The sequence below is a fragment of the Chryseobacterium sp. Mn2064 genome (genome assembly GCF_049319685.1).
In the GTDB taxonomy this organism is placed as follows: Bacteria; Bacteroidota; Bacteroidia; order Flavobacteriales; family Weeksellaceae; genus Chryseobacterium.
Window position 1 is genome coordinate 73694 of the sequence record NZ_JBMOUE010000008.1, and the last position, 21509, is coordinate 95202.

Sequence of the window (21509 nt, forward strand, 5' to 3'; positions counted from 1 at the left end):
TGTATATTATTTTGTATTTTTAGTTACCAATAGCTTCCTGCCAGAAACGTCAGCCTGATAAAAGTGAATGAATGCTGTAGGGACAGATCAACGAGCTCTTCGAGATTCTCCAGTTGCTCATCATTATAAAAAACGGCAAACATACCATCTTCAAAGGCCTGAATAACATTTTCCTGAGCTTTTTGCAGATCTGCTTTTTTGAGGTTATAAATGCTTCCGAAACCTACTTTTCCGGTGTCCGTGAGAATGTTCAGATAATTATCCTGAGGAATTTTAGCATCATCTTCATCTTCCAGTTCAAATGATTTTGCATTGAAAGCTTCTACTTGTTGCTGAACGATCAGCTTTAAAAGATTTTCTAGTGAGATTTGAGAATCATTGTACATGATCTCGATGTTTTGTTCAGAAAGAACAGGGTGTTTCTTTCCCAATTGCTTTACTGTGACTTTTATTTCCATATTTCGACGTTAGTGCAGGCTAAATATAACAAAAATTTCCAGCGGCTATTGTATCAATTTGGGATTTCATGACGAATATCAAGTAAAAAAGAATAGAACATGGTGAACTCCTTCTTGTACTTGCGTAAATAAAATTATATTATTTCAAAACATATCTTTACTATTTCCAGTATCCGACTCAAAAGTGATGGATACTTTAAATACCATTTTTGTACACCGACATTGGTATTATGAATAAATATCAGGAAAAAGTTTTTAGAAAATATAAAAAAACAGATGCTATTGTAAGATTGAAACAGCTGTAAAATAAAAAAGTACACTTTCAAAAAGTGTACTTTCTTTGGGTGAATGATGGGTCTCGAACCCACGACCTTCGGAACCACAATCCGACGCTCTAACCAACTGAGCTACAATCACCGTTTTCTGAGTGCAAATATAGGACAATTTCCTCAACTACCAAACAATTCCATCAAAATTTTTCAAAGAAATTAATTTTTCAGACGTAAATCCCTCAGCATAAGCAACTCCCGATAATCGGCCTAAATCCTGTGCACGGTAAGTTAAGCTCTCATAAAAGTCTTTTGTAGTGATTGGAGTCTCCGGCTCTTTAGAAGTTGGGTCATAAAACTGGGTTTTATAAGCCATACACGACTCAATTTTTTTATCAAGAAATTCTGAAATGTCAATAACAAACTCTGGTTTGATATCTTTCCACTGAATATAATGAAAAATATGCTTGGGTCTCCACACTTCCTGAATTTCTCCTTCATCAACTGTTTCAATTTTTCGTAATCCGGACAAAAAGCACGCATCCGACACTAATTTCGCTCCTTTTGCATGGTCTGGATGTCTATCATCAATTGCGTTAGCTAAGACGATTTCCGGGCGGTATTTGCGAACCATTTTTACGATCCGCATTTGGTATTCTTCAGAATTGACCAAAAAGCCATCTTTCATTCCCAGATTCTCTCTGGCTGAAAGTCCTAAGATTTTGGCAGCATCTGCCGCTTCTGCTTTTCTTGTCTCATCTGTACCTCTTGTTCCCAGTTCTCCTCTGGTAAGATCTACAACAACAACTTTTTTTCCTTCAGAAACCATTTTAGCAATAGTTCCTCCACACCCAAGTTCAACATCATCAGGATGAGCTCCAAAAGCAAGTATATCAATTTTCATATATTCAAAGATAAGATTTAAAATAAAAACTTCCCAAACATTATGAATGGGAAGTTTTAATATCTATAATTTAAAATTTAAATTACTTGTTGATCTCTGCGTTCAATTTTACAGCATCCTGATAAGTAGGATCCAACTGTAAAGATTTAGCAACATAATCTTTTGCTTTTGCAGCATCAGAATCCTTGCTCATATACGCTACTGCAAAGTAAGCATACGCAAGAGTCTGCTTGTTAGCTTCCTGATCTGCAGGTTTTACAGTACTGATGAATTTCTCATAAGCAATTTTAGCAGCATCATTGTTCCCTGCCTGCTGATAAGAGTATCCCTGGCTATAATAAGCCGGAGCCCAATCAGGAAGAAGAGTAGACATTTTCTGCCATGTAAGAATTGCTCCATTCCAGTTTTTAACTTCCTGGTAGGCTGTAGCCAGCTTAAATAATGCGTCAGAATCCTGAGCATTAGCAGCTACTTGCTTTTTCAATCCTTCAATTGTTGGGTTAGTAGGTCCTTTATCAGCTTCTGCCTGAGAAACCCCACCGCCACCAGCGATATTTGTTAATTCAAGATCCCATTTCATGGTTTCATCTTTTGCAGCTTTAGCAATAGCTATTTTCTGCTGAGATTCTGCCATTAAAGCAGATTTTTTAGCAGCATCCTTTTCGTCTTTTGCTAAACCAGCAGCAATAAGCCCCTGTAAACCTTGATCCGCAGGCTGTATTCTTGTTTTTTCAGCTTGAGAAACAAAGGTGTCCATATTCTGTTTTGCTTCAGTATAGTTCTTATCTGCATATAACTGATAAGCTCTTAACTTAAATTTGATTGGATCATCAATTTTATCAAAAATCTTGTCTAATACTGTTTTAGAATTAGCATAATCTTCATTGGTGAAGTATAGTTTTGCAATTTCTAATTGAGTATATGGATCTTCATCAGCATACTTTGTATAGTTGATAAGGTCTTGAGTAGCTTTTGCATTTTGCTGATATCTGATATCATAACCTGCCAATGCTTTATAAGCAGGTGCATACGTAGGATCTACTGCAATTGCTTTATCTACACTTTCTTTAGCTTTCTGCCATACTTGAGCAGCCATCCATAGGGTTGCCATTCTTGTGTAAACAGAAGCTTTATTTTTAGCTAAAGGTAATGCTTTATCATAAGCAGACATTGCTTCACCTGGAGCTCTTTTCAATCTGTAAGCGTCTCCTAATGTATAGTAGTAATGTGCAGGCACTCCTTTTTTCTCTGCTTTTTCAATCGCTTTAGTCAGGAACTGGATAGCAAGGTCTGGAGAACTGTTCTTTTCGAATAAAGTTAAAGCTTCTGCAGCTCTGAATAATACTTCAGCGTCTTTTTCTCTAGAGTCAGTTACTACTTTCTGAATTTCTGCTACAGCATTCTTGTCACCTTTTCCTAATTTAACGGTAGCAAGACCAATTTTGTTAAGATAACTTTTGCTGTCAGCAGCTAAACCTTTGTTGAAGCTTTCAGTAGCCTTTGCATAATCAGGCTCTCCTTGTTTTAAGAAAGTATTTCCTAAATAGAAGTAGTTTTCAGCAGTAGGCTCTTTAGCGATCATGTCAGTGAAGTTGGTTTTTGCCTGAGCAAATTTATCACTGTCTATACTGTTGATACCATCCTGCAATGTTTGTGCAGAGGCAAAACCGGTAAAAAATACCACGGCTGCTCCAAAAGCAATCTTCTTTACATTCATATTCATTATATCTTTCATTTTATATTTTCTAATAATTGAGTTATATTCTACACAATTTTCAGACCAAAACGTTATTTTTAATAGGGGTAAATTGTGAGTTTAATAATTTTTAACGCATTTGAACCTCTCGTTTATACAGGTTATAAGGTTGTAGACCTTCTTTCTGTACAATCTTTTGTCCTAAATGGGTACATGAAAATCTTATAAATCCATTGGCAATATTAAAATTACCTTCGTTGGCAAGAAAATAAAGTACTCTTGTAAATGGATACTCCATAGAACGGAGTCCTTCAAAATCTGCCGAATATAGTTTTCCTTTATTCACTACAGGAAGCACTTTAACCATTTCTCTGAGCTTTTCAGAGGTTTTATCATAAGGTCGACTAAAAGTGTTAAGACCTACTACCCCAATTTTGTTAGGATATTTTGCTAACTCTTCTATGATTTTCTGATTTCCCGGAATAATGGAAAATTTAATATCTTTCGGTTCTTTTTTAAGCTTTTCTGCAACAAAGTTCAGGTTGCTTGAATTGGTTCCGTCAAAAATAAATTCTTTATTATCTGAAAGAAGTCCACTACTGATTTCTTCCATTGAAATACTTTCTTTTGGAGAATCTTTTGGAACTACAAAAACAACTGCATCGGCAGCGAATTTAGCAGGGAGAAACTTCAGATCTGTTCTCTCTTCGTATGTTTTTATTTCTTCTTTATTAAGGTTTCTGGACATAACCACTACCTTGGCATTCCCTTTCAGCAATTCAAGAAGACCTAAGTCTTCTTTTTTAGTCTCAACTTTAATATGTGTTTCAGGGTAATTGATCATATAGCCGTCAGCTAAAGCCTCTGTCACACTTTGAAAGGATTCGTCGGTAAGAATGGTAAGGTCACCTTTATGATAAGAAGGAGATTTTTCCTCTTTTTTGCAGCCCGCAAGCATCATACCCAGCACAAAAACGACTGCAATTTTAAAACTACTCTTCATCTCTTGATTTTTTAATTTTTGAAACTGCTCTGTAGATTCTGAACACTCCATAAATTATCAATAAGACTCCTAATGCATAGGCAATAGCAGGCTCCAAAATAGTAAAAAAGAATTTGTAGATAATGACTACAATTCCCAAAACGATATAAAACAATCCCGTAATGAGGGATAACCAATTGAACATCATGTAACAAAAATACCAAAAAAAATAAAAAGAGAAGCATATGCCTCTCTTTTTATTTATATTCTGAATAAATAAGTCTAATTATTCAAAGTTCATAGTAAATGGTACGCTATAGTAAGATCTAACGCTTTCTCCATTTCTCTTAGCAGGAGTCCACTTTTTAAGTTTCTTAACTACACGCATTGCTTCACTGTTGAAGTCGCCATTTGGAGATTTCTCTTCAATAGTAACGTTCGATACAGTTCCGTCTTTTTCTACAACGAACTTCAGTTTAGTCTTTAAAGTACCTTCACCTCCTTCCATTAAAGAAGTGTCAAAGTTATCTCCCAAGAATTTTCTCAATGCACCCATACCTCCAGGATATTCCGCAGACTGGTCTACATCTTTGTAGATTTCGTTAGGGTTGTTTGCTTTCACCTCTGCAGTACTAGCTTTAGTACCTGTAGATGGTGGTGGCGGTGGTGGAGTATAAGCCGGAGCTTTTACCCCTTCCTGATTCTGTAAACCAGTTGTAGTTTCCAACTGCTTAGAGATCGGTGGTGGTGGAGTTTCAATTTTCGGAGCTTTCACAGGCTCAGGAACTACGTTCTGAATTACCTCAATTTTCTCCTCTTCTTTTGGAGGTGGAGGTGGTGGAGGTGGTTCTTCTTCTTTAGGCTGCTCGATAATCGGTTCTTCTTCCAGGATATCTACAAGATCTGCCTTCACTTCTTGCTTAGGTGGAGCTGTAAGATTTTTAATCGTAAGATAGATGAACGGAGACAAAGCTGCCAAAAGGAATAATGCTGTTCCGATAATAAAAGACTTTGTTAAAAGTCTCGGATACTGATGTCTAAGATCATAGGCACCATATTCCTTGTTTCTATTTTCAAATACGATCTCGTCTAAAGTAAGATTCTGACCGTATACATTTTCATCTGCCATAGAGTTAGATATAACAATTTTATGGTTAAATTACTTAGTTGCAGGAGCCGGCGCTGCTGCACCACCTACTTTCTTCTCGTATACAGCTTTTTCCCAAGGCTTGATGTCAGTAACACCGTACTGCTCACTTTTGGTAATTGCCATTTCGTCAAGAATATCAACAAAGTTCTTATATACTGCATCGTCAGTTGGCTTAATGATCACGGTAAATTTCGTTTGATCTGCAGCTCTAGATTTTGCCTGCTGAATTACTTTTCTAATTCCTTCTCTATCAAGAGTAGTTTCCATAAGAGTCTGGTCATTTAAAGATGTAGCATCTTGTTGGTGCCAGAAAACTCTGTTGTCTTTTCCTAATAAGATAGAAATAGAGTTAGAAAGTTTAATTTCTGTTGGTGGTGGTTTAGGTGCATCTGGCTTTGGTTTTGCCGGAAGACCTAAATCCATAACATTCGGTTTACTGAATGTAGTTGTGAACATAAAGAAGGTAATCAATAGAAAACCCAAGTCCACCATCGGAGTCATATCGACCCTGGTACTTTGCTTCTTGGAACGGACCTTGCCGCCCTTGCCGCCTTTCTCTTGTACTTGTACTTCTGCCATTTCTATCGATATTATTCGTTAGGTTTACCTTCTTGTGATGTAATCAACCAAAATTTAAGAAAATCAATATCTCTTAAACCTTCAAATAGGCCTTTAACTTTAGGGTACTGAGTTGTAACGTCTCCTTTAATCGCCAACTTATAGTCAGGATTAACACTTAAACTTTCTTTTACCCAGTCAATTAATTGCTTATTTGTACTGTCCATAGGAATACCTGTAGGACTCTTATAATTTTTCTGCTCATCTGCAGGCATGTCCAAATAACCTTTAAGTTGGTTCATTGGAACTCCAATTGCCTGAACTTTCTGGAAAGCAGCTTTTTGGTTGTTGTCAAAAGTAATTCCATACTTCTGTCCCATTTTATCCAAAAGAGCAATTCTTTCTGATGCATTTTCTACTGGCTGGAAATAGAATTTTCCGTCCGGAGTAGCATTGATAGTCATTAAACTAGCATCAGGAAGCAATTTTTCCGAAATTGAAGATGGCGGTTTGATCTGCTCCACGTCAGGTTTCTTAAACTGAGTGGTCAAGATAAAGAACGTAAGAAGTAGGAACGCAACGTCACACATTGCGGTCATGTCCGTCACTACTCCATGTCTTTTAGGTTTGACTCTCGCCATTATTATAAAATATTTTTAATTAAACTTCTTTTAATTGCTAATGCAAATACCTTGCTAATTCTTAGTTGAATTCAGCGAAAGATTGTTGGATACTCATAGAGATCTCGTCGATCTTGTAAGTAAGTCCGTCAATTTTAGAAGTAAAGAAGTTGTAAAGGATAATAGCGATTGCTGAAGTACCAATACCTAATGCCGTGTTGATCAAGGCTTCAGAGATACCAGTAGATAGAGCAGCAGCATCTGGAGTACCACCTCCTGAACCTAATGCGAAGAATGCCTTGATCATCCCGATTACTGTTCCAAGTAGAGCTACTAACGTTGCAACTGTACCTAAAGTAGAAAGGATCATCATGTTTTTCTCAAGCATTGGCATCTCAAGAGTTGTAGCTTCTTCGATAGCTTTGTTAAGCGCTACCATTTTCTGCTCTTTATTTAATGTGTTATCGTGAGAAAGCGCTTTGTAAGTAGTAAGACCTTCTTTTACTACGTTACCTACAGAACCTTGTTGTCTGTCGCACTCTTCGATAGCTTCGTCAATTTTGTTTTGGTTTAGTAAGCTTCTTACTTGTACAACGAAGTTGTCTAAGTTTCCTTTTCCAGCAGCTTTACCTAAAACGAAATATCTTTCGAAAGAGAAAACGATTACTGTAATCATGAAAGTAATCAAGATTGGTACGATAATTCCTCCTTTGTAGATAATACCTAAGAACGATTCTGGGTGAATGTCTTTTCCTTCAACACTTGAGAAAGCTACAGATCCACTTCCTAGTTTATCTGCATCTTTAAAGTTTCCTGGGCTACCAAGAACGAATAAATAAATACATACTCCTATAGCAAATAGAATAGGAATAATAACAGCTGGATTTAAACCTCCTGCCTTTCTAGCAACTACTTGCTCATCATTTTTTGAAACATTCATTTCCATATTTAACTAAATTATATTGTTTTAAAATTTTACAGGGTGTAAATTAAAGGCAAAATTAATTAAAATGCAAGAGTCTTAATTAAACATTTTGCTTTTTTTTGATAAAGAAATTTTAATACGATTTCGAAATAATAATTATTTTAAATTATTTTATTTATTTTTTCCCAATTTAACATTTGAGTTAAAAAATCAAAAAAATAAGACACCCATTTTTTTTAATTTCCCAATGTTAATTTTTTTTTAAATTACGATATTCACAATACGGTGAGGGACAACAATGATTTTTTTAGGGCTTTTTCCTTCCAAAATCTGTTGCATTTTCTCATTTGAAATCACCAAATCTTCCACCTCCTTAGCAGATAATTGAGCTGAAAGGGAAATTTTGAACTTCATTTTACCATTTACGCTTACCGGATACTCAATTTCGTCTTCGACTAAATAATCTTCATTCAACACCGGGAATTTCTCAAATTCTATCGATGTATTATGACCTAGCATATTCCAAAGCTCTTCACAAATGTGAGGGGCATATGGAGAGATGATAACGGCAAGCGGTTCTAAAATATTGCGTTTGTTGCATTTTATTTTCTGAAGTTCGTTTACAGCAATCATGAACGATGATACGGAAGTATTGAAAGAAAAATTTTCAATATCATATACCACCTTCTTTATTAAGGTATGTAAAACTTTGTATTCTGCTTTTGTAGGTTCTTCATCTGAAACTTCAAATACATCTCCATTGAAGTAAAGGTTCCAGAATTTTTTAAGGAAACCATATACTCCACTTAATCCCTGAGTATTCCAAGGCTTGGATTGTTCTAATGGTCCTAAGAACATTTCATATAGTCTTAAACCGTCTGCCCCGTATTCTTCACAGATATCATCCGGGTTTACTACATTATATTTAGACTTGGACATTTTTTCTACTTCACGGTCTGTCATGTATTTTCCATCTTCTAAAATAAATTCTGCATCATTAAATTCCGGCCTCCACTTTTTAAACTCTTCTATATCTAATTCATCAGATGTTCCTTTTAATAAAGCTACATCAACGTGAAGTTTTTGAACACTATAATTACCAAACTCTTTTTTAATACTAACTTCTGAATCGTGTTGAACATAAATAGTATCTAAGATTTTACTAAAACTCTCTTCATTTATTAAATAGGCTCCCAAAGCTTCAGGCTTTATTATTTTAGTAAAATCTTTAGGAATATATCGTTCTAATACTACTAATGATTCATCTTGAAAAGAAGGGTTTTCATTTGAAGTTGTAATAATCTTCAAATCAAATTTCACTCTATACACAAACGCACTCATCCCCAAGATCATTCCTTGGTTGATCAATTTTTGGAAAGGTTCGTCGTGACTGATATATCCTCTGTCTTTTAAGAACATGTTCCAGAAACGGGAATATAATAAGTGACCGGTTGCGTGTTCGCTTCCTCCTATATATAGGTCTACCTGTCCCCAATAATCTGCTAATTCTTTTTTAACAAAAGTTTCTTCGTCATTAGGATCCATATATCTAAGGAAATACCATGAGCTTCCTGCCCAACCTGGCATCGTAGATAATTCTAATGGGAAAATTGTTGTATCATCAATTAAGTCAACTGAAACTACTTTCTGATTAGCTTCGTCCCAAGCAAATACTTTTGCATTTCCTAATGGCGGATCTCCGTCTTCTGTAGGTAAATATTTTTCAACTTCAGGAAGTTCAAGCGGCAAAGCTGAAACCGGAAGTGTGTAAGGCATTCCATCCTTATAATATATAGGAACCGGTTCTCCCCAATAACGTTGTCTTGAGAAAATAGCATCACGCTGTCTGTAGTTGATTGTTCCGCGACCGATCCCTTTAGTTTCAATTTCGGAAATCATTTTAGACTTCGCATCGTTGTAATTCAAACCATTTAAGAAGTCAGAATTCACACATACGGAATCTTTAGAATCAAAAGCTTTCTCCTGAACGTCTTCTTCCGTTTCAACTACTTTTTTAATTTCCAGATTAAATTTCTTTGCAAATCTGTGATCGCGTTCGTCGTGCGCCGGAACCGCCATAACCGCTCCCGTTCCATATCCCATCAATACATAGTCTGAAATATAGATTGGCATTTTTTCTCCGCTGAAAGGATTTACTGCATAACTTCCTGTGAAAGCTCCGCTCACGTTTTTCACGTCAGACATTCTGTCTCTTTCTGTTTTCTTGGAAGTTTCTTCAATATAAGTATCTACTTCTACTTTTTGAGCATCGGTAGTAATAGTTTCTACTAAAGGATTTTCAGGAGCCAATACCATAAAAGTTGCTCCAAAGATGGTATCAGGTCTAGTCGTGAAGACCTCAACAAACTCGTCATGACCCTCTACCTGAAACTGTACCTGAGCTCCCTGAGATTTTCCAATCCAGTATTCCTGAGAATCTTTTAAGGGCTGTGGCCAGTCTATTGTTGAAAGTCCTTGTAATAATCTTTCAGAGTAAGCAGAAATTCTCATACTCCACTGCATCATTTTTTTCTGAAATACAGGGAAGCCTCCTCTTTCCGATTTTCCGTCTTTTATTTCATCATTTGCTAATACTGTTCCTAAAGCAGGGCACCAGTTAACAGTCGTTTCTGCTCTATAAGCAAGACGGTAGTTCAATAGGATATCTTCTTTGTCAAGATCGGAAGCGTTTTTCCATTCTTCTGCAGTAAAGCTAAGTTCATCGTTCTGATTGGCATTTAAGCCTTCTGTCCCTTTTTCTTCGAAGTGCTGAACTAAAGTTTCAATAGCTTCTGCCTTATCAGTATCTTTATTGTACCATGAATGATACAGCTGAATAAAGATCCACTGCGTCCATTTATAATAAGAAGCATCTGAAGTTCTCAATTCTCTGCTCCAGTCGAAAGAGAAACCGATTTTTTTCAACTGCTCCTCATATCTGTTGATATTCTGTTCTGTAGTGATTGCCGGATGCTGCCCTGTTTGGATAGCATATTGTTCAGCAGGAAGTCCGAAGCTGTCGTACCCAACCGGATGGAGGACATTAAACCCCTGGTGTCTTTTATATCTCGCATAAATATCGGATGCAATATACCCAAGCGGGTGACCTACGTGAAGCCCAGCGCCTGATGGATACGGAAACATATCGAGAACATAAAATTTAGGTTTATCTGTGTTGTTGGAGGTTTTGTAAGTTTGATTTTCCTCCCAGTACTTCTGCCACTTTTTTTCTATCTGCTGATGATCGTAAAACACTTTTATATAGATTATATGTTAGACTTTGAATATTTTTCTTTTTTACAAGATTCACAAAATTAGTGATTTTAAAACAAATAAAAATTTAATTTATAATGAACTATCATTCGTTGTTCAACAAAAAAATCCCATCCGGAGATGAGATCTATTTTATATCATGAAGTATACTATTATTGAACCACTCTTCTGAACGTATATGTTCTGGTTTGAAATACAGTAGGATCTTGAGTTTCTTCTCTTACAGCAAGGTTAAGCGTATTATTATCTAACGTTACCACCTTTGCATTTTGTGGTTCTACCACTCCCTGAATTTTCATTTGAACAGATTTAGAATCCTTATCATAGGTATAGTTGAACTTTATATCAGACAGAATAGCACAAACCCCAGGTGTAGCGGTATCTCCCCAATTGGTTTTTGCACCTTTAGAATCAACACTAAAGAACCATCTTGTCTGTTTCTGGCAATCCGTGTAAGTAATCGTGTTAGAAACCGGGTCCTCACCCACCTCTACAGTGGTAACTACTTCTTTTAATGGTTGCCATGTTCCAACTAAAGGAGCTTCCAGAACGGTATCACTATCACTGCTACATCCTGTAGCGGCAAATAAAGACAATCCTGCAAATAGTAATGCTAATTTCTTCATAGATCAATTTTTTCAAGCGCTAAAATTATAATTTTTTTGATTTATATTACTATTTTTTATGAAAAATTATTTTATCGACCTTTATTTCTACATATTTTAAAACACTCAGACCTCATTTTCCCTTTATTTAGTAAATAATGAATACATGAGCATCATTCATTCTCCTAAAAAAGTTATTTTTGCAGGAAACAAATACAAATGCAGGATATAACGAAAAACAATTTTGATTTTATACGTGTTCTCCTCGCCTTTATTGTCTTCCTTGGACATCTTGGCACTCTCAGCGCTTCTCCTGATCTCAAAATTTTTGAGCACAGCCCTATAGAAATTGCTGTTTTCGGCTTTTTTGCAGTAAGCGGGTTTCTTATTGCGAGGAGCTATGACAGGTCTTCAAGTCTTAAAAGTTATTTAAAAAAGAGAATCAAAAGAATTGTTCCTGCCTACTTATTGGTTATCTTTTTATGTGCTATTTTATTAAGCCTCGTAAGTACTTACTCTTTAACCGAATATTTCAGTAATACGCAGGTTTACAAATACCTTTTTTGGAATTCGATATTTTTAAATTTTAAAGCACCCTGGCTTCCCGGAGTTTTTGGAAATCAGGCAGTGAACGGTGCTCTGTGGACGCTGAAAATAGAAATGTGCTATTATTTCTCTGTACCTTTACTATTCTTGCTTTTCGGAAAGAATAATAAATACAGAAATATAAGCTTGGTTATTTTATATTTTTTATCTCTTATTTATTTAAATTATTTTGAATCTTTAAATAAAATTTCCCTCGCCAAACAGCTGCCCGGAACATTATCCTATTTTATCCCCGGAATGCTGATCTACTTTAATTTTGATAAATTCATCAAACATAAAAATATCATCTTCATCATTGCTTTTGCCACTGTGTGGATTGATCTGTATTTAAACATTCAGCTTTTTTCCCCAATGATGATTGGTGTTATCGTCATGTATATTGCTTATTCATTCAAATTCTTAAATAATTTCGGAAAATATGGTGATTTCACCTACGGAATTTACATTTTCCACTTTCCTATTATCAGAACTTTCCAGACTTTAGGATTGTTTGAAGACTACAATCCCTATGTGATGAGTATTATCTGTATGCTGGTCGTTATTGGAGTCGGGATTTCCTCCTGGCATCTTTATGAAAAAAGATTTTTATAATTTTGCCGATATTTACTGCACAAATGAAAGATCTTGTCTCTATCATCACACCTTGCTATAACTCAGCAGAATTTATAGAAGAAACCATACAGTCTGTCCTCAACCAAACCTATGAAAATTGGGAATGGTTGATTGCTGATGACCTGTCCAAAGACAATACCGTAGAAATCATTAAGAAATATAATGATCCCAGAATAAAACTGCAGGTACTGGAGAAAAACGGTGGTGCGGGAAATGCCAGAAACAACAGTCTGGAAAGAGCTCAGGGAAGATATATTGCGTTTCTGGATTCTGATGACTTCTGGTACCCGGAATATATTGAAACCATGACAGATTATATGCAGGAACATCACGCAGAGCTTGTTTACTGTAATTATTCAAGATGTAATGAGCAATTGCAGCCTATACTGAAAGATTTTCTGGCAGACAAGGTTGTTACTTTTTCAAATTTATTGAAAACCTGTCGTCTGGCTCCTGTTTCTACGATGTATGATACAAAAAGAGTGGGTAAATTCATGTTTCCTGTGAAAAGTAAGCGTGAAGACCATGTGATGTGGCTGAATCTTCTCAAAGTAATTCCGGAAGGAATGCCTATCAATAAAACACTGGCCAAATACAGAATGAGAGAAAACAGTGTTTCCCGAAATAAAAAAAATATGATCAAGGATCAGTACCTTGTGTATAAAGAATTCATGGGGTTTTCAACAATTACCTCATTGTATTATACTGCAAACTGGGCGCTGAATGGATTTATGAAGTATTCGAAAATTTTCAATTAAATGGAGTATTCAAAGGAGTTTAAAGCAGCATTAAGTGCTTTCTCAAATGTGGAAAAAGATAGACTTATTTTCAGACTACTGAGAAAAGATAAGCTTTTATCTAAAAAGTTATATTTCGAGCTCATCGACCCTGAAACTACGGATGATAAAAGAAATGCAATGGAAGAAAATGTAGAGGAAAAAATTCTTCTCGCTGCAAAATACATTGGAAATGCCAAATATTTCCTGACCATTATTCGAAAAATAAGTGCAGAAATCACAGAACATATTAAAATTACCACGGATAAGTTTGGTGAAGTCTCACTTAACCTTCTTCTTATCGACAAAATACTGGATTACAACAATGATTTAAGCAGACAGCGCTTTGATAATGTGTATAAACTTTATCTGTATCTGATCAACAAAATTTTCAAATCTCTAATTCTGATAAAGAAACTGGATGAAGATTACTGGATGGAATTTGATGATTATTTACGACGCATTCAAAGTAAAGTTTCCGAAAATCATTATCTACAAAAATTATGCATCAATAACAGTCTCGATCTTAACTGGTTTGAGTCTGATAAAATTCCTGACAACATTGATCAAATCATGAAAGACATAAAAAGCCAAGGTTTTTTAAGATAGAATTTTCTGTAAAATCATAGCTGTAGAGTCCGGTTTCTCATCTACAAATCTACCTGCCTTTTGTGACATTGCAACAAGTTCTTCCTCATTACCCTGATTGGCCAGAAATAAGATAAATTCTGCGGCTTCAGATTCATGTTGAAAAGACTTTCCTCCCCCAGCAGCAATCAGATCATCTGCTTCAGGATTCTTTTTGTAATGATTTCCAAAAACCACAGGAACACCAAATGTTGCAGCTTCTAAAATATTATGCAGACCGGCATCATGGAAACCACCTCCTACAACAGCGATATCAGCGTAGGAATAAAGTTTGGACAACAATCCGATACTGTCTATGATTAACAATTGAGCTTTGGAATCTGAAAGCTTAGTGTTTTTTATTTCACTGTACAGTAAAGCCTCAGGAAATATATTTTTTAAATGATCTACTCTCTTGAGATCATGAGGTGCCATAATGATTTTCAGGGTACTATTCTTTTGTGAAAGTCTTTCGGCTATCTTCTCTTCTGCCTGCCACGAGCTCCCGAAAACTACCGCTTTATGATTCCCAATAAAATCTTTGATATACTCTACATGATTATTTCTTTTTCTAAGCTGCTTCACTCGGTCAAATCTTGTATCTCCGGTTACGGAAGACTGAGTCAATCCAATACTTTTAGCCAATGCAAGGGAAAACGGAGTCTGGTGAAAAAACCAGTCTACATCTTTTTTAAGCTGCTTTACAAACCATTTTCCATAAGAAGTAAAGAAAGACTGTCGCTCATAGAATAAGGCAGAAATGACATAGATCTTCACATTTCTTTTTTTCAGTTCAGCAAGGAGATTGTACCAGTAATCGTACTTCACCGTAAAGAATAGTTTAACATCAAACTGTGATACAAATTCTTCTACCAGAGTTTTCTTATCGAAAGGAAGATAGCAGATTACATCTCCGATATGCTTCTTTTTCACAACATTTTCATACCCTGAAGGCGAAAAGAATGTGATCAGAATTTTATGATCCGGAAGATTTTCTTTAAGTTTTTCCAAAACCGGCAATCCCTGTTCATATTCACCCAAACTTGCGGCGTGCATCCAAATCACTTTATCGGTTTTAGAAAATGCCGTTTTAACTTTTTGAAGAGATTCTTTTCTTCCTTCAACGCCTTTCTTCGTTTTATCATTCAATAACGCGAAAACTTTCATCCCGAAAGTAAGAAGGTTGATAAATATGGTATAAAGCAGTTTCAATGTTAATCTAATTTATTGGTCTGATTTCTTTATTTTTCCTTCGCGGATTGAGATAACAAGGCCTGTTCCTATTACTACAAACATGATTCCTAAAATATAAAAAACCGCATTGCTTAGCTCTGTTTGTTTTCTTTCCGCTATACGAATACTTTCTACGATAATATCTAAAAACAGAATCATTACAGGAAGCTGTAGCGAAAAAATATAGACACCTATCTTTTGTTTTTCACGAAAACTATCGGGAACATTCAGCAGAGAAGATTGCGGATTTTTTGATATCGCAAAGAATAGAAATGAAATGAAAGTTGCAATACATGGAAGAGTCCATATTGAGTCCTTCCCGGCCTGCCCGTCTATTTTTCCGTTAAAATCAAAATGGGTGGGGATAACATCTGGCAATCCTGCATATTTCATCACTGTAAAGCTCCAAATTACAACAAGTAAGAAAGCATTCACAATGAAAAGTATGCCTGAGGTTTTCATATTCTAAATCACACTTTTAAGGACTCTCAGCTTATGTGTATGTTTGTTAAGCTCTTTATTAAAAATCCCGGTAGAGTCTAAAGTATCTATTCTTACCTTTCCGGATGCATGAATGATCTTTTGATTTTCCAACATAATACCTACGTGGATAATTTTCCCTTCAGCATTTTCAAAGAAAGCCAAATCTCCTGGCTGCGTTTCTTCTATAAAAGTAAGCGCTTCCCCTACTTCAGCCTGTTGAGAAGCATCTCTTGGTATTTTGATATTGTGAACTTTATAAACCAATTGAGTAAAACCTGAGCAGTCTACTGCAAAAAAGCTTTTGCCTCCCCACAAATAGGGTACGTTTAGGAATTCTTTAGCGGTAAGAGCTATACTTTCCCGTACATCATGACTTCTCCTGGAAGCTACCACAGGGAATTCCACTTCAGACCCCATAGATAGTAATGTTTTCCCATCTTTCATCAATACGGAAGAAAAATCTTCAGTCACAACAGTTACTTTTCTGTTCGCAAGTTCTTCATCCGTTACAAGTTTGATCTGCTTGGTATCCATCCATCCTTCATACCCATCATAGTGCATTTTTATTTTGGTCCAGTTTTTATTCACTTCCAAAATATCTGCGCTTTCTCCAAACAATATTTCTGTAACAATTTCAGCCCTGTCTGAACTTTCTGCACGAACCGGCGCTACTGTAACAATACAAATTCCTTTATTCATTAACTCTGAGTTTAAAGATTGAATAATTTAAAGATTAAAAAATGACGATCATAAGAATCTTTAAATGTTTTTGATCTTTGAATATCTAATTACTTCCTGCGAAGGAAGTTCACTCCATCACGCAAAGGTAAAATAAGATTTTCAAAATCTTCGTCTTTTGCCGCTAAATCGTTTAATTCTTTGATAGACTGAGTAGACTTAAGTTTAGGATCTTCTTCCAGCACTTTTCCATACCATAGTACATTATCAAAAAGAACAACAGAACCGGATTTTGTATGAGGCTTTATCAGTCTGAAATATTCTGCGTAATTTTCTTTGTCTGCATCTACAAATATAAGGTCAAAAACCTCATCTGTTTCCTGTAAAAATGTTTTTGCATCCTGAAGCTTAAAATGAATCTGGTTTGCATATTCACTTTCGTTAAAATATTTTTTGGGTAGATAGGCTAAGTCTTCGTTCACATCCAATGTTGTAATTTTTCCGTCTTTAGCTAATCCTGTTGCAAGGCATAACGTGGCATATCCTGTAAAAGTTCCTATTTCAAGAACGTTTTTAGGCTGCATCATTTGAGAAATGATTGTAAGAAGTCTTCCTTGCTGATACCCTGAGATCATGTGCGGCTGCGTCGTCTTCTGGTAAGTCTCTCTTCTCAGTTTTCTCAAAATTTCGGATTCTGAAGAAGCGTGTGCCTCTAAATATCGGTCCATTTCCGGATTTTTTTCTTCAAAAAAGCTCATACATTTTTTTATTTAAACAAATTTAAGGATTTTAAAGCGTTTTCTGAGCAGTCTGCCTTTTTCAACATTGTACACAAAAAAAGAGAAGATATTACTCTCCTCTTTCTTAACATGTATATGATTGGTTAATAAGCGATACAATATTGACCATGCGTAGCACAAACCCATCCCGGGCAGCATTCCTGAGTAGCATTGCAAATAATCTGCGGATTGCAATCTCTTATAGCTCCTTGTACATCCTTCATTTGGACTCTTGAAAGTTTTTTTAGATTTTTCATAATTATTTTGTTTAGTTATAATTCCTACTCTTAAAGATTTTCGGACACCTCTGTATTATTTCTCTATAAAGAGATATAAATATACTTATTATTTTCATATACAGATGGTTGAATTTATTATTTAACACATCGAAAAATCAAATTATTATCCTACCTAAATGAACTTACAGGGAAAAACACATATAAAATACCGGGAAAATACGGATATCTTTTTTATCATATAAGTTATATGTTTGCAAAGAGAACAAGGGGTAAAAACACTAAGAAACAAGATGATTGCAGGAGAAACAAAAACTAACCATGAGAATCAAAAAGCCGGGATACCGAAAGGTAAAACGGATTCTTCTGTAAAAAAAACTAAGACTGAAATATCCAATTCATTTTTGCAAAGAATTATTTCGCTCTTGAAGAAAGAAGAATTAATTTGATTAAAAATAAATCCCGACCTCCTTCGGGATTTATTTTATTTAAAGCAAAACTATTTCAGGTAATATCAGGCATTATTGTCTGAAAGCCAGATCTATAAAAACAATCCCAATTCGGGTTAACCATTTTCCAAACTACACCCATCAACAAGCTTTAATACAGCTTTAACTTTAAGATACTTTTATCAATTTACCTAAAACCCAACCTTCCTACACGGATATCCGTTTGTGGTTATTGGCAAATATGTATTACATTTTAAAAATGCTTTATATAAAAGTATTTGCGTGAGCTATTTGAAATGAGAAAAGCCTCATTGCTATCCATTAAGTATCTGAAATTCTAAATTTTTCAAATTCCTGTTTGAAAACATAAGTTACTATCATTTAAAACATACAAAAAGGAAGAACCCGAAAATCCTAAACAGAGTAGGGACTATTTTTAAAAACAACCACATGAAAACAAAAACATTATTGTTAATTGGGGTAATCGTGGGATTCGTAATAATCTTTTCCCAGTTGAAACCTCAGGAAATGTCTTTCTACAAAGACAAAGGCAACTACATCGTTGATAATAATTACCTCATCAAAGATGTAAAGAAGATCTCAGACGAAGACATGAAAACATTGCTATCCTTACAAAAACTCCACCAGACAAGTCTCGGAACCAATTTCATCATCTACAAAGTCAACAGACAATACATCATCCGTGGCTGCCTGTTAAAAGCCAATATCGATTGGAAAAAGTATGGAGATCTTAAAACAAAAGTGGATGGCATTATCAAAAAGTATGGAGCGAAAGAACTTGGCACAAACTATTATTCTATCCAAAACAATCAGTTTGCCACGAATGCCGCACTTCTGAGCCAGAAAGACATCGCATCTTTAAACAAACTTACGGTAAGAGGTGCTGATGAATATACGATATGCCCTCCAACAATGGGAAGAAAGAACCTGACGAATGTAATTATGAAATCTGTAAAAAACAATATTGCGATAGATCCTAAGATCAATGTGAAACTCAACAGTGTGCTTGTTAACTACAAGTAATAACAGTAAAGGCTGTTTTGGTTACAAAGCAGCCTTTCTTAAAATCATCCGCTATGAAAAGAAAGCTACAGTTATCAGGAATTTTCATTGTATTATTAATAGTATTCATCATCGGACTAAAAGGTACATTTGACGGATATTATGGCTTCTACTATGAAAATAAAAGCTATCAGAAACCTACACCGTACAGGATTTCTGAAAATATTGCACAATCATTACCCGTAAGTATATTCACATCTTATACAGGTTTTGATACAGGCTATGGTTTTTATGCACCTAATGTTGCCAGCGACTTTGTTCTGAATTTTGAACTGAAGGATAAAAACGGAAAAATTTTAGAAGAGAAATCTTTGCCATATTTTAAAAGTAAAGAAAGCAGGGTAAGATATACAACCGTCTTCAATATGTTTCTCGATAAGCTCTCGGATAAAAACCAGTATGATAAAAAGTATTATCAATATCTGGACATCATTATTCAACAGATTGCCCAAAACGTCATGAAAGAAAATCCTAAAGCCACCAACGTAACAACACGACTTTACCTATTTGACTATCCAACGATCGCTGATTTCAACAAGGGTAAAAGGACTGAAAATTTTATTCTTGTTGATGAATTTAAACATTAAAATGATGAAAAAGCTCAACCTGATCTATCATCAAATAGAAAATTTCTTTTTCGCAAAAGATCATCAAACGGAATTTCTGATTTTCTTCAGGATTTCCATTGGAATAATTGTGCTGCTTCAGTTTTTTGCTGTACTGCCAGATTTTGATAAACTATTTTCAAGCAATAGTATTATTCCACAAGATATTATGAATGTCTTCACGCCTGAATGGCTGATTACCTTTCCAAAAATAATTCATTTTTTTGAAGAGTTTGGAATTTCTGAAAGCACAACCACTATTATGGTGAAAGTGTCATTTATTACATTATGCGCTTTTATCATTACCGGATTCTATTCCAGAATTTCTGCATTGGCACTGTTGATATTACAAATCGCCCTGTTGAAAGGAAGTTCATTTTTTGCGTATGGAGCAGATTTTTTTACCAGTATGTCATTATTTTATCTGATCCTTTTTCCCTGTGACCATCGTTTTTCTCTTAAGAATTATATTTTTAATAAGAAATCCTCGGAGGTTAATATTACGCCGGTAAAAAGATTATTTCAGATTCATATTTCTATCGCTTATTTCTTTTCAGGTTTGGATAAAATGTTAGGATTTAACTGGTGGAATGGTGAATCGATCTGGAAAGCGATCCATCTTCCTTATTCCAACAGAGATCTCAGTATTGATTTCACATGGCTGGCAGAACACTCCTATTTTCTTATCATCATCGGATGGAGCACCATTTTGATTGAGATGCTTTATCCTATCTTTATGTGGTTCAAAGCAACACAAAAAACATGGTTATTCCTGACAATCTCCATGCATATAGGAATTGCGGTTGTGCTCAATCTTTATTATTTCTCTGCAATTATGATCATATGGAATATCACCAATTTTTATTTTGAACAACCAGAAACAAAAAAAGTTCCTTCTTTACGGGAAACACAAAGAAACTCAATCCCAAAACAGGTTATAGAATAAATATCAATACAAAAAAAAATATTCCTCTTTTTATCTCTACAATTGAAAACAAAAAAAGCTGCATCATTTGACACAGCTTTTTTTATTCTATAGATTATTGATTATTTCTTTGGAGCGATATCCATCAGTTTCATGAACTCATCAAGCTTAGGCATAATGATGATTTCTGTTCTTCTGTTCTCTGATCTACCAGAAACGCTCATGTTTGTCGCTTTAGGGTTGTATTCAGAACGTCCACCTGCTGTAATTCTTGCAGGATCTACTCCAAACTGAGTCTGAAGAACTTTAGCAACAGAAGTACCTCTTAATGCAGAAAGATCCCAGTTGTCTCTTGGCAAATTAGGAGAATTTAATGCCGCATTATCTGTATTACCTTCAATCAATACTGAATATTTGTCGTAATCGTTAATTACTTTTGCTACTTTACCTAGCACTTCCTGAGCAGCAGGTAAGATGTTGTAGTCTCCTGTTTTATATAACATTTTATCAGAAAGAGAGATCATTACCACACCTTTCAATACTTTTACCTGTACATCCTGATCTGAAACATTATCCAAAGATCTTTTCAGTTTGTTAGACAATGCAAGGTTTAAGCTGTCATTTTTAGCATTACTTGAGATCAATTGCTTGATATAAGAATTGGAAGAGTTGATTTCACCTACCAATTTATCAATATTAGCAGAGCTTTTTCCTGTGTTTGAAAGACAAGCATCAAGTGATGACTTCAAAGCATCATGCTGGCTTTTCAACAGGTTATTTTCACCTACTAATGCAGAATTCTGAGATTTCAGATCCTGAATTTCTCTTTGTCTTTCTCCTACATTTTCAATACACTGCTTATAGTTTGCACTCAAAGCGTCATACTGCTTCTTGCTAATACAAGATGTCATCCCAAGTGCCACTGCAGTAACTGCTAAAATTTTTAAAATCTTCATAAGTAAACATTTTTAGAGAAC

24 protein-coding genes and 1 tRNA gene are annotated in these 21509 nt (G+C 35.2%); 7 read left to right on the forward strand and 18 right to left on the reverse strand.

All coding sequences use genetic code 11. The annotated features are described in order from the left end of the window. Positions 1 to 23: 23 nt before the first annotated feature. From ACL9RH_RS22250 to ACL9RH_RS22305, 12 genes are all read right to left on the reverse strand, one after another. Positions 24 to 458 (reverse strand): hypothetical protein, encoded by a 435-nt coding sequence (locus ACL9RH_RS22250; RefSeq protein ID WP_422695523.1) that lies wholly within the window; start codon positions 456 to 458, stop codon positions 24 to 26. 342 nt (positions 459 to 800) lie between these two features. Then, positions 801 to 876: transfer RNA gene (locus tag ACL9RH_RS22255), tRNA-His, on the reverse strand. Positions 877 to 911: 35 nt separating this feature from the next. After that, positions 912 to 1631, reverse strand: coding sequence for a bacillithiol biosynthesis deacetylase BshB1 (gene bshB1, locus ACL9RH_RS22260; protein ID WP_422695524.1), 720 nt, complete (start codon positions 1629 to 1631; stop codon positions 912 to 914). An 82-nt stretch (positions 1632 to 1713) separates the two neighbouring features. Continuing rightward, on the reverse strand, positions 1714 to 3366 hold the full coding sequence (locus ACL9RH_RS22265; protein WP_422695525.1) for a tetratricopeptide repeat protein: 1653 nt from the start codon (positions 3364 to 3366) through the stop codon (positions 1714 to 1716). 91 nt (positions 3367 to 3457) lie between these two features. Next, the gene (locus ACL9RH_RS22270; RefSeq protein WP_422695526.1) at positions 3458 to 4330 is read right to left on the reverse strand and encodes a PstS family phosphate ABC transporter substrate-binding protein; all 873 of its coding nucleotides are present in this window, start codon (positions 4328 to 4330) and stop codon (positions 3458 to 3460) included. Next, positions 4320 to 4517 (reverse strand): DUF308 domain-containing protein, encoded by a 198-nt coding sequence (locus ACL9RH_RS22275; protein WP_422695527.1) that lies wholly within the window; start codon positions 4515 to 4517, stop codon positions 4320 to 4322. Before ACL9RH_RS22275 ends, ACL9RH_RS22270 begins: the two co-directional genes overlap by 11 nt. Positions 4518 to 4595: 78 nt before the next feature. After that, positions 4596 to 5438, reverse strand: a complete 843-nt coding sequence (locus tag ACL9RH_RS22280) for an energy transducer TonB (protein WP_422695528.1) — start codon at positions 5436 to 5438, stop codon at positions 4596 to 4598. Positions 5439 to 5468: 30 nt separating this feature from the next. Further along, positions 5469 to 6038, reverse strand: a complete 570-nt coding sequence (locus ACL9RH_RS22285) for an ExbD/TolR family protein (RefSeq protein WP_422695529.1) — start codon at positions 6036 to 6038, stop codon at positions 5469 to 5471. Between the two features lie 11 nt (positions 6039 to 6049). Then, complete coding sequence (locus ACL9RH_RS22290; protein WP_422695530.1) at positions 6050 to 6658, reverse strand: ExbD/TolR family protein; 609 nt, start codon at positions 6656 to 6658, stop codon at positions 6050 to 6052. 61 nt (positions 6659 to 6719) lie between these two features. Further along, on the reverse strand, positions 6720 to 7583 hold the full coding sequence (locus ACL9RH_RS22295) for a MotA/TolQ/ExbB proton channel family protein (protein WP_422695531.1): 864 nt from the start codon (positions 7581 to 7583) through the stop codon (positions 6720 to 6722). A 240-nt stretch (positions 7584 to 7823) separates the two neighbouring features. Beyond that, positions 7824 to 10817: a leucine--tRNA ligase gene (locus ACL9RH_RS22300; RefSeq protein ID WP_422695532.1), complete on the reverse strand. Its 2994-nt coding sequence runs from the start codon at positions 10815 to 10817 to the stop codon at positions 7824 to 7826. 170 nt (positions 10818 to 10987) lie between these two features. Next, positions 10988 to 11461, reverse strand: coding sequence for a lipocalin family protein (locus tag ACL9RH_RS22305; RefSeq protein ID WP_422695533.1), 474 nt, complete (start codon positions 11459 to 11461; stop codon positions 10988 to 10990). Positions 11462 to 11659: 198 nt separating this feature from the next. Here ACL9RH_RS22305 and ACL9RH_RS22310 point away from each other — a divergent pair, with 198 nt between their 5' ends. The 3 genes from ACL9RH_RS22310 to ACL9RH_RS22320 are packed head-to-tail and all read left to right on the forward strand — an operon-like array spanning position 11660 to position 14043. After that, entirely contained in the window at positions 11660 to 12637 is a 978-nt protein-coding gene (locus ACL9RH_RS22310) for an acyltransferase family protein (protein ID WP_422695534.1), read from the forward strand. A 23-nt stretch (positions 12638 to 12660) separates the two neighbouring features. Continuing rightward, positions 12661 to 13416, forward strand: a complete 756-nt coding sequence (locus tag ACL9RH_RS22315) for a glycosyltransferase family 2 protein (RefSeq protein ID WP_422695535.1) — start codon at positions 12661 to 12663, stop codon at positions 13414 to 13416. Continuing rightward, positions 13417 to 14043 (forward strand): deoxyuridine 5'-triphosphate nucleotidohydrolase, encoded by a 627-nt coding sequence (locus tag ACL9RH_RS22320; protein ID WP_422695536.1) that lies wholly within the window; start codon positions 13417 to 13419, stop codon positions 14041 to 14043. Here ACL9RH_RS22320 and ACL9RH_RS22325 read toward each other — a convergent pair. From ACL9RH_RS22325 to ACL9RH_RS22345, 5 genes are all read right to left on the reverse strand, one after another. Beyond that, a complete protein-coding gene (locus tag ACL9RH_RS22325; protein WP_422695537.1) occupies positions 14035 to 15273 on the reverse strand; it encodes a 3-deoxy-D-manno-octulosonic acid transferase in 1239 nt (412 codons plus the stop codon). The two genes, ACL9RH_RS22320 and ACL9RH_RS22325, sit on opposite strands and share 9 nt — an antisense overlap. A 12-nt stretch (positions 15274 to 15285) precedes the next feature. Continuing rightward, positions 15286 to 15756 carry a DUF1648 domain-containing protein gene (locus tag ACL9RH_RS22330; protein ID WP_422695538.1) on the reverse strand — a complete coding sequence of 157 codons (471 nt, stop codon included), beginning with the start codon at positions 15754 to 15756 and terminating at the stop codon, positions 15286 to 15288. Between the two features lie 3 nt (positions 15757 to 15759). Continuing rightward, positions 15760 to 16476: an NlpC/P60 family protein gene (locus ACL9RH_RS22335; RefSeq protein ID WP_422695539.1), complete on the reverse strand. Its 717-nt coding sequence runs from the start codon at positions 16474 to 16476 to the stop codon at positions 15760 to 15762. 89 nt (positions 16477 to 16565) lie between these two features. Continuing rightward, positions 16566 to 17213, reverse strand: coding sequence for an O-methyltransferase (locus ACL9RH_RS22340; RefSeq protein ID WP_422695540.1), 648 nt, complete (start codon positions 17211 to 17213; stop codon positions 16566 to 16568). A 125-nt stretch (positions 17214 to 17338) separates the two neighbouring features. Beyond that, positions 17339 to 17491, reverse strand: a complete 153-nt coding sequence (locus ACL9RH_RS22345) for a CCPGW family putative bacteriocin (RefSeq protein ID WP_422695541.1) — start codon at positions 17489 to 17491, stop codon at positions 17339 to 17341. Positions 17492 to 17763: 272 nt separating this feature from the next. On the opposite strand from ACL9RH_RS22345, the gene ACL9RH_RS22350 reads away from it, so the two are divergent. From ACL9RH_RS22350 to ACL9RH_RS22365, 4 genes are all read left to right on the forward strand, one after another. Further along, positions 17764 to 17919 (forward strand): hypothetical protein, encoded by a 156-nt coding sequence (locus tag ACL9RH_RS22350; protein WP_422695542.1) that lies wholly within the window; start codon positions 17764 to 17766, stop codon positions 17917 to 17919. A 450-nt stretch (positions 17920 to 18369) separates the two neighbouring features. Beyond that, the gene (locus ACL9RH_RS22355; protein ID WP_422695543.1) at positions 18370 to 18963 is read left to right on the forward strand and encodes a hypothetical protein; all 594 of its coding nucleotides are present in this window, start codon (positions 18370 to 18372) and stop codon (positions 18961 to 18963) included. 53 nt (positions 18964 to 19016) lie between these two features. After that, entirely contained in the window at positions 19017 to 19589 is a 573-nt protein-coding gene (locus ACL9RH_RS22360; protein ID WP_422695544.1) for a hypothetical protein, read from the forward strand. Then, complete coding sequence (locus ACL9RH_RS22365; protein ID WP_422695545.1) at positions 19573 to 20553, forward strand: hypothetical protein; 981 nt, start codon at positions 19573 to 19575, stop codon at positions 20551 to 20553. The genes ACL9RH_RS22360 and ACL9RH_RS22365 overlap by 17 nt, the downstream gene beginning before the upstream one ends. 101 nt (positions 20554 to 20654) lie before the next feature. On the opposite strand, the gene ACL9RH_RS22370 is transcribed toward ACL9RH_RS22365, so the two are convergent. Continuing rightward, positions 20655 to 21488, reverse strand: coding sequence for an OmpA family protein (locus tag ACL9RH_RS22370; RefSeq protein ID WP_422695546.1), 834 nt, complete (start codon positions 21486 to 21488; stop codon positions 20655 to 20657). Positions 21489 to 21509: the final 21 nt, after the last annotated feature.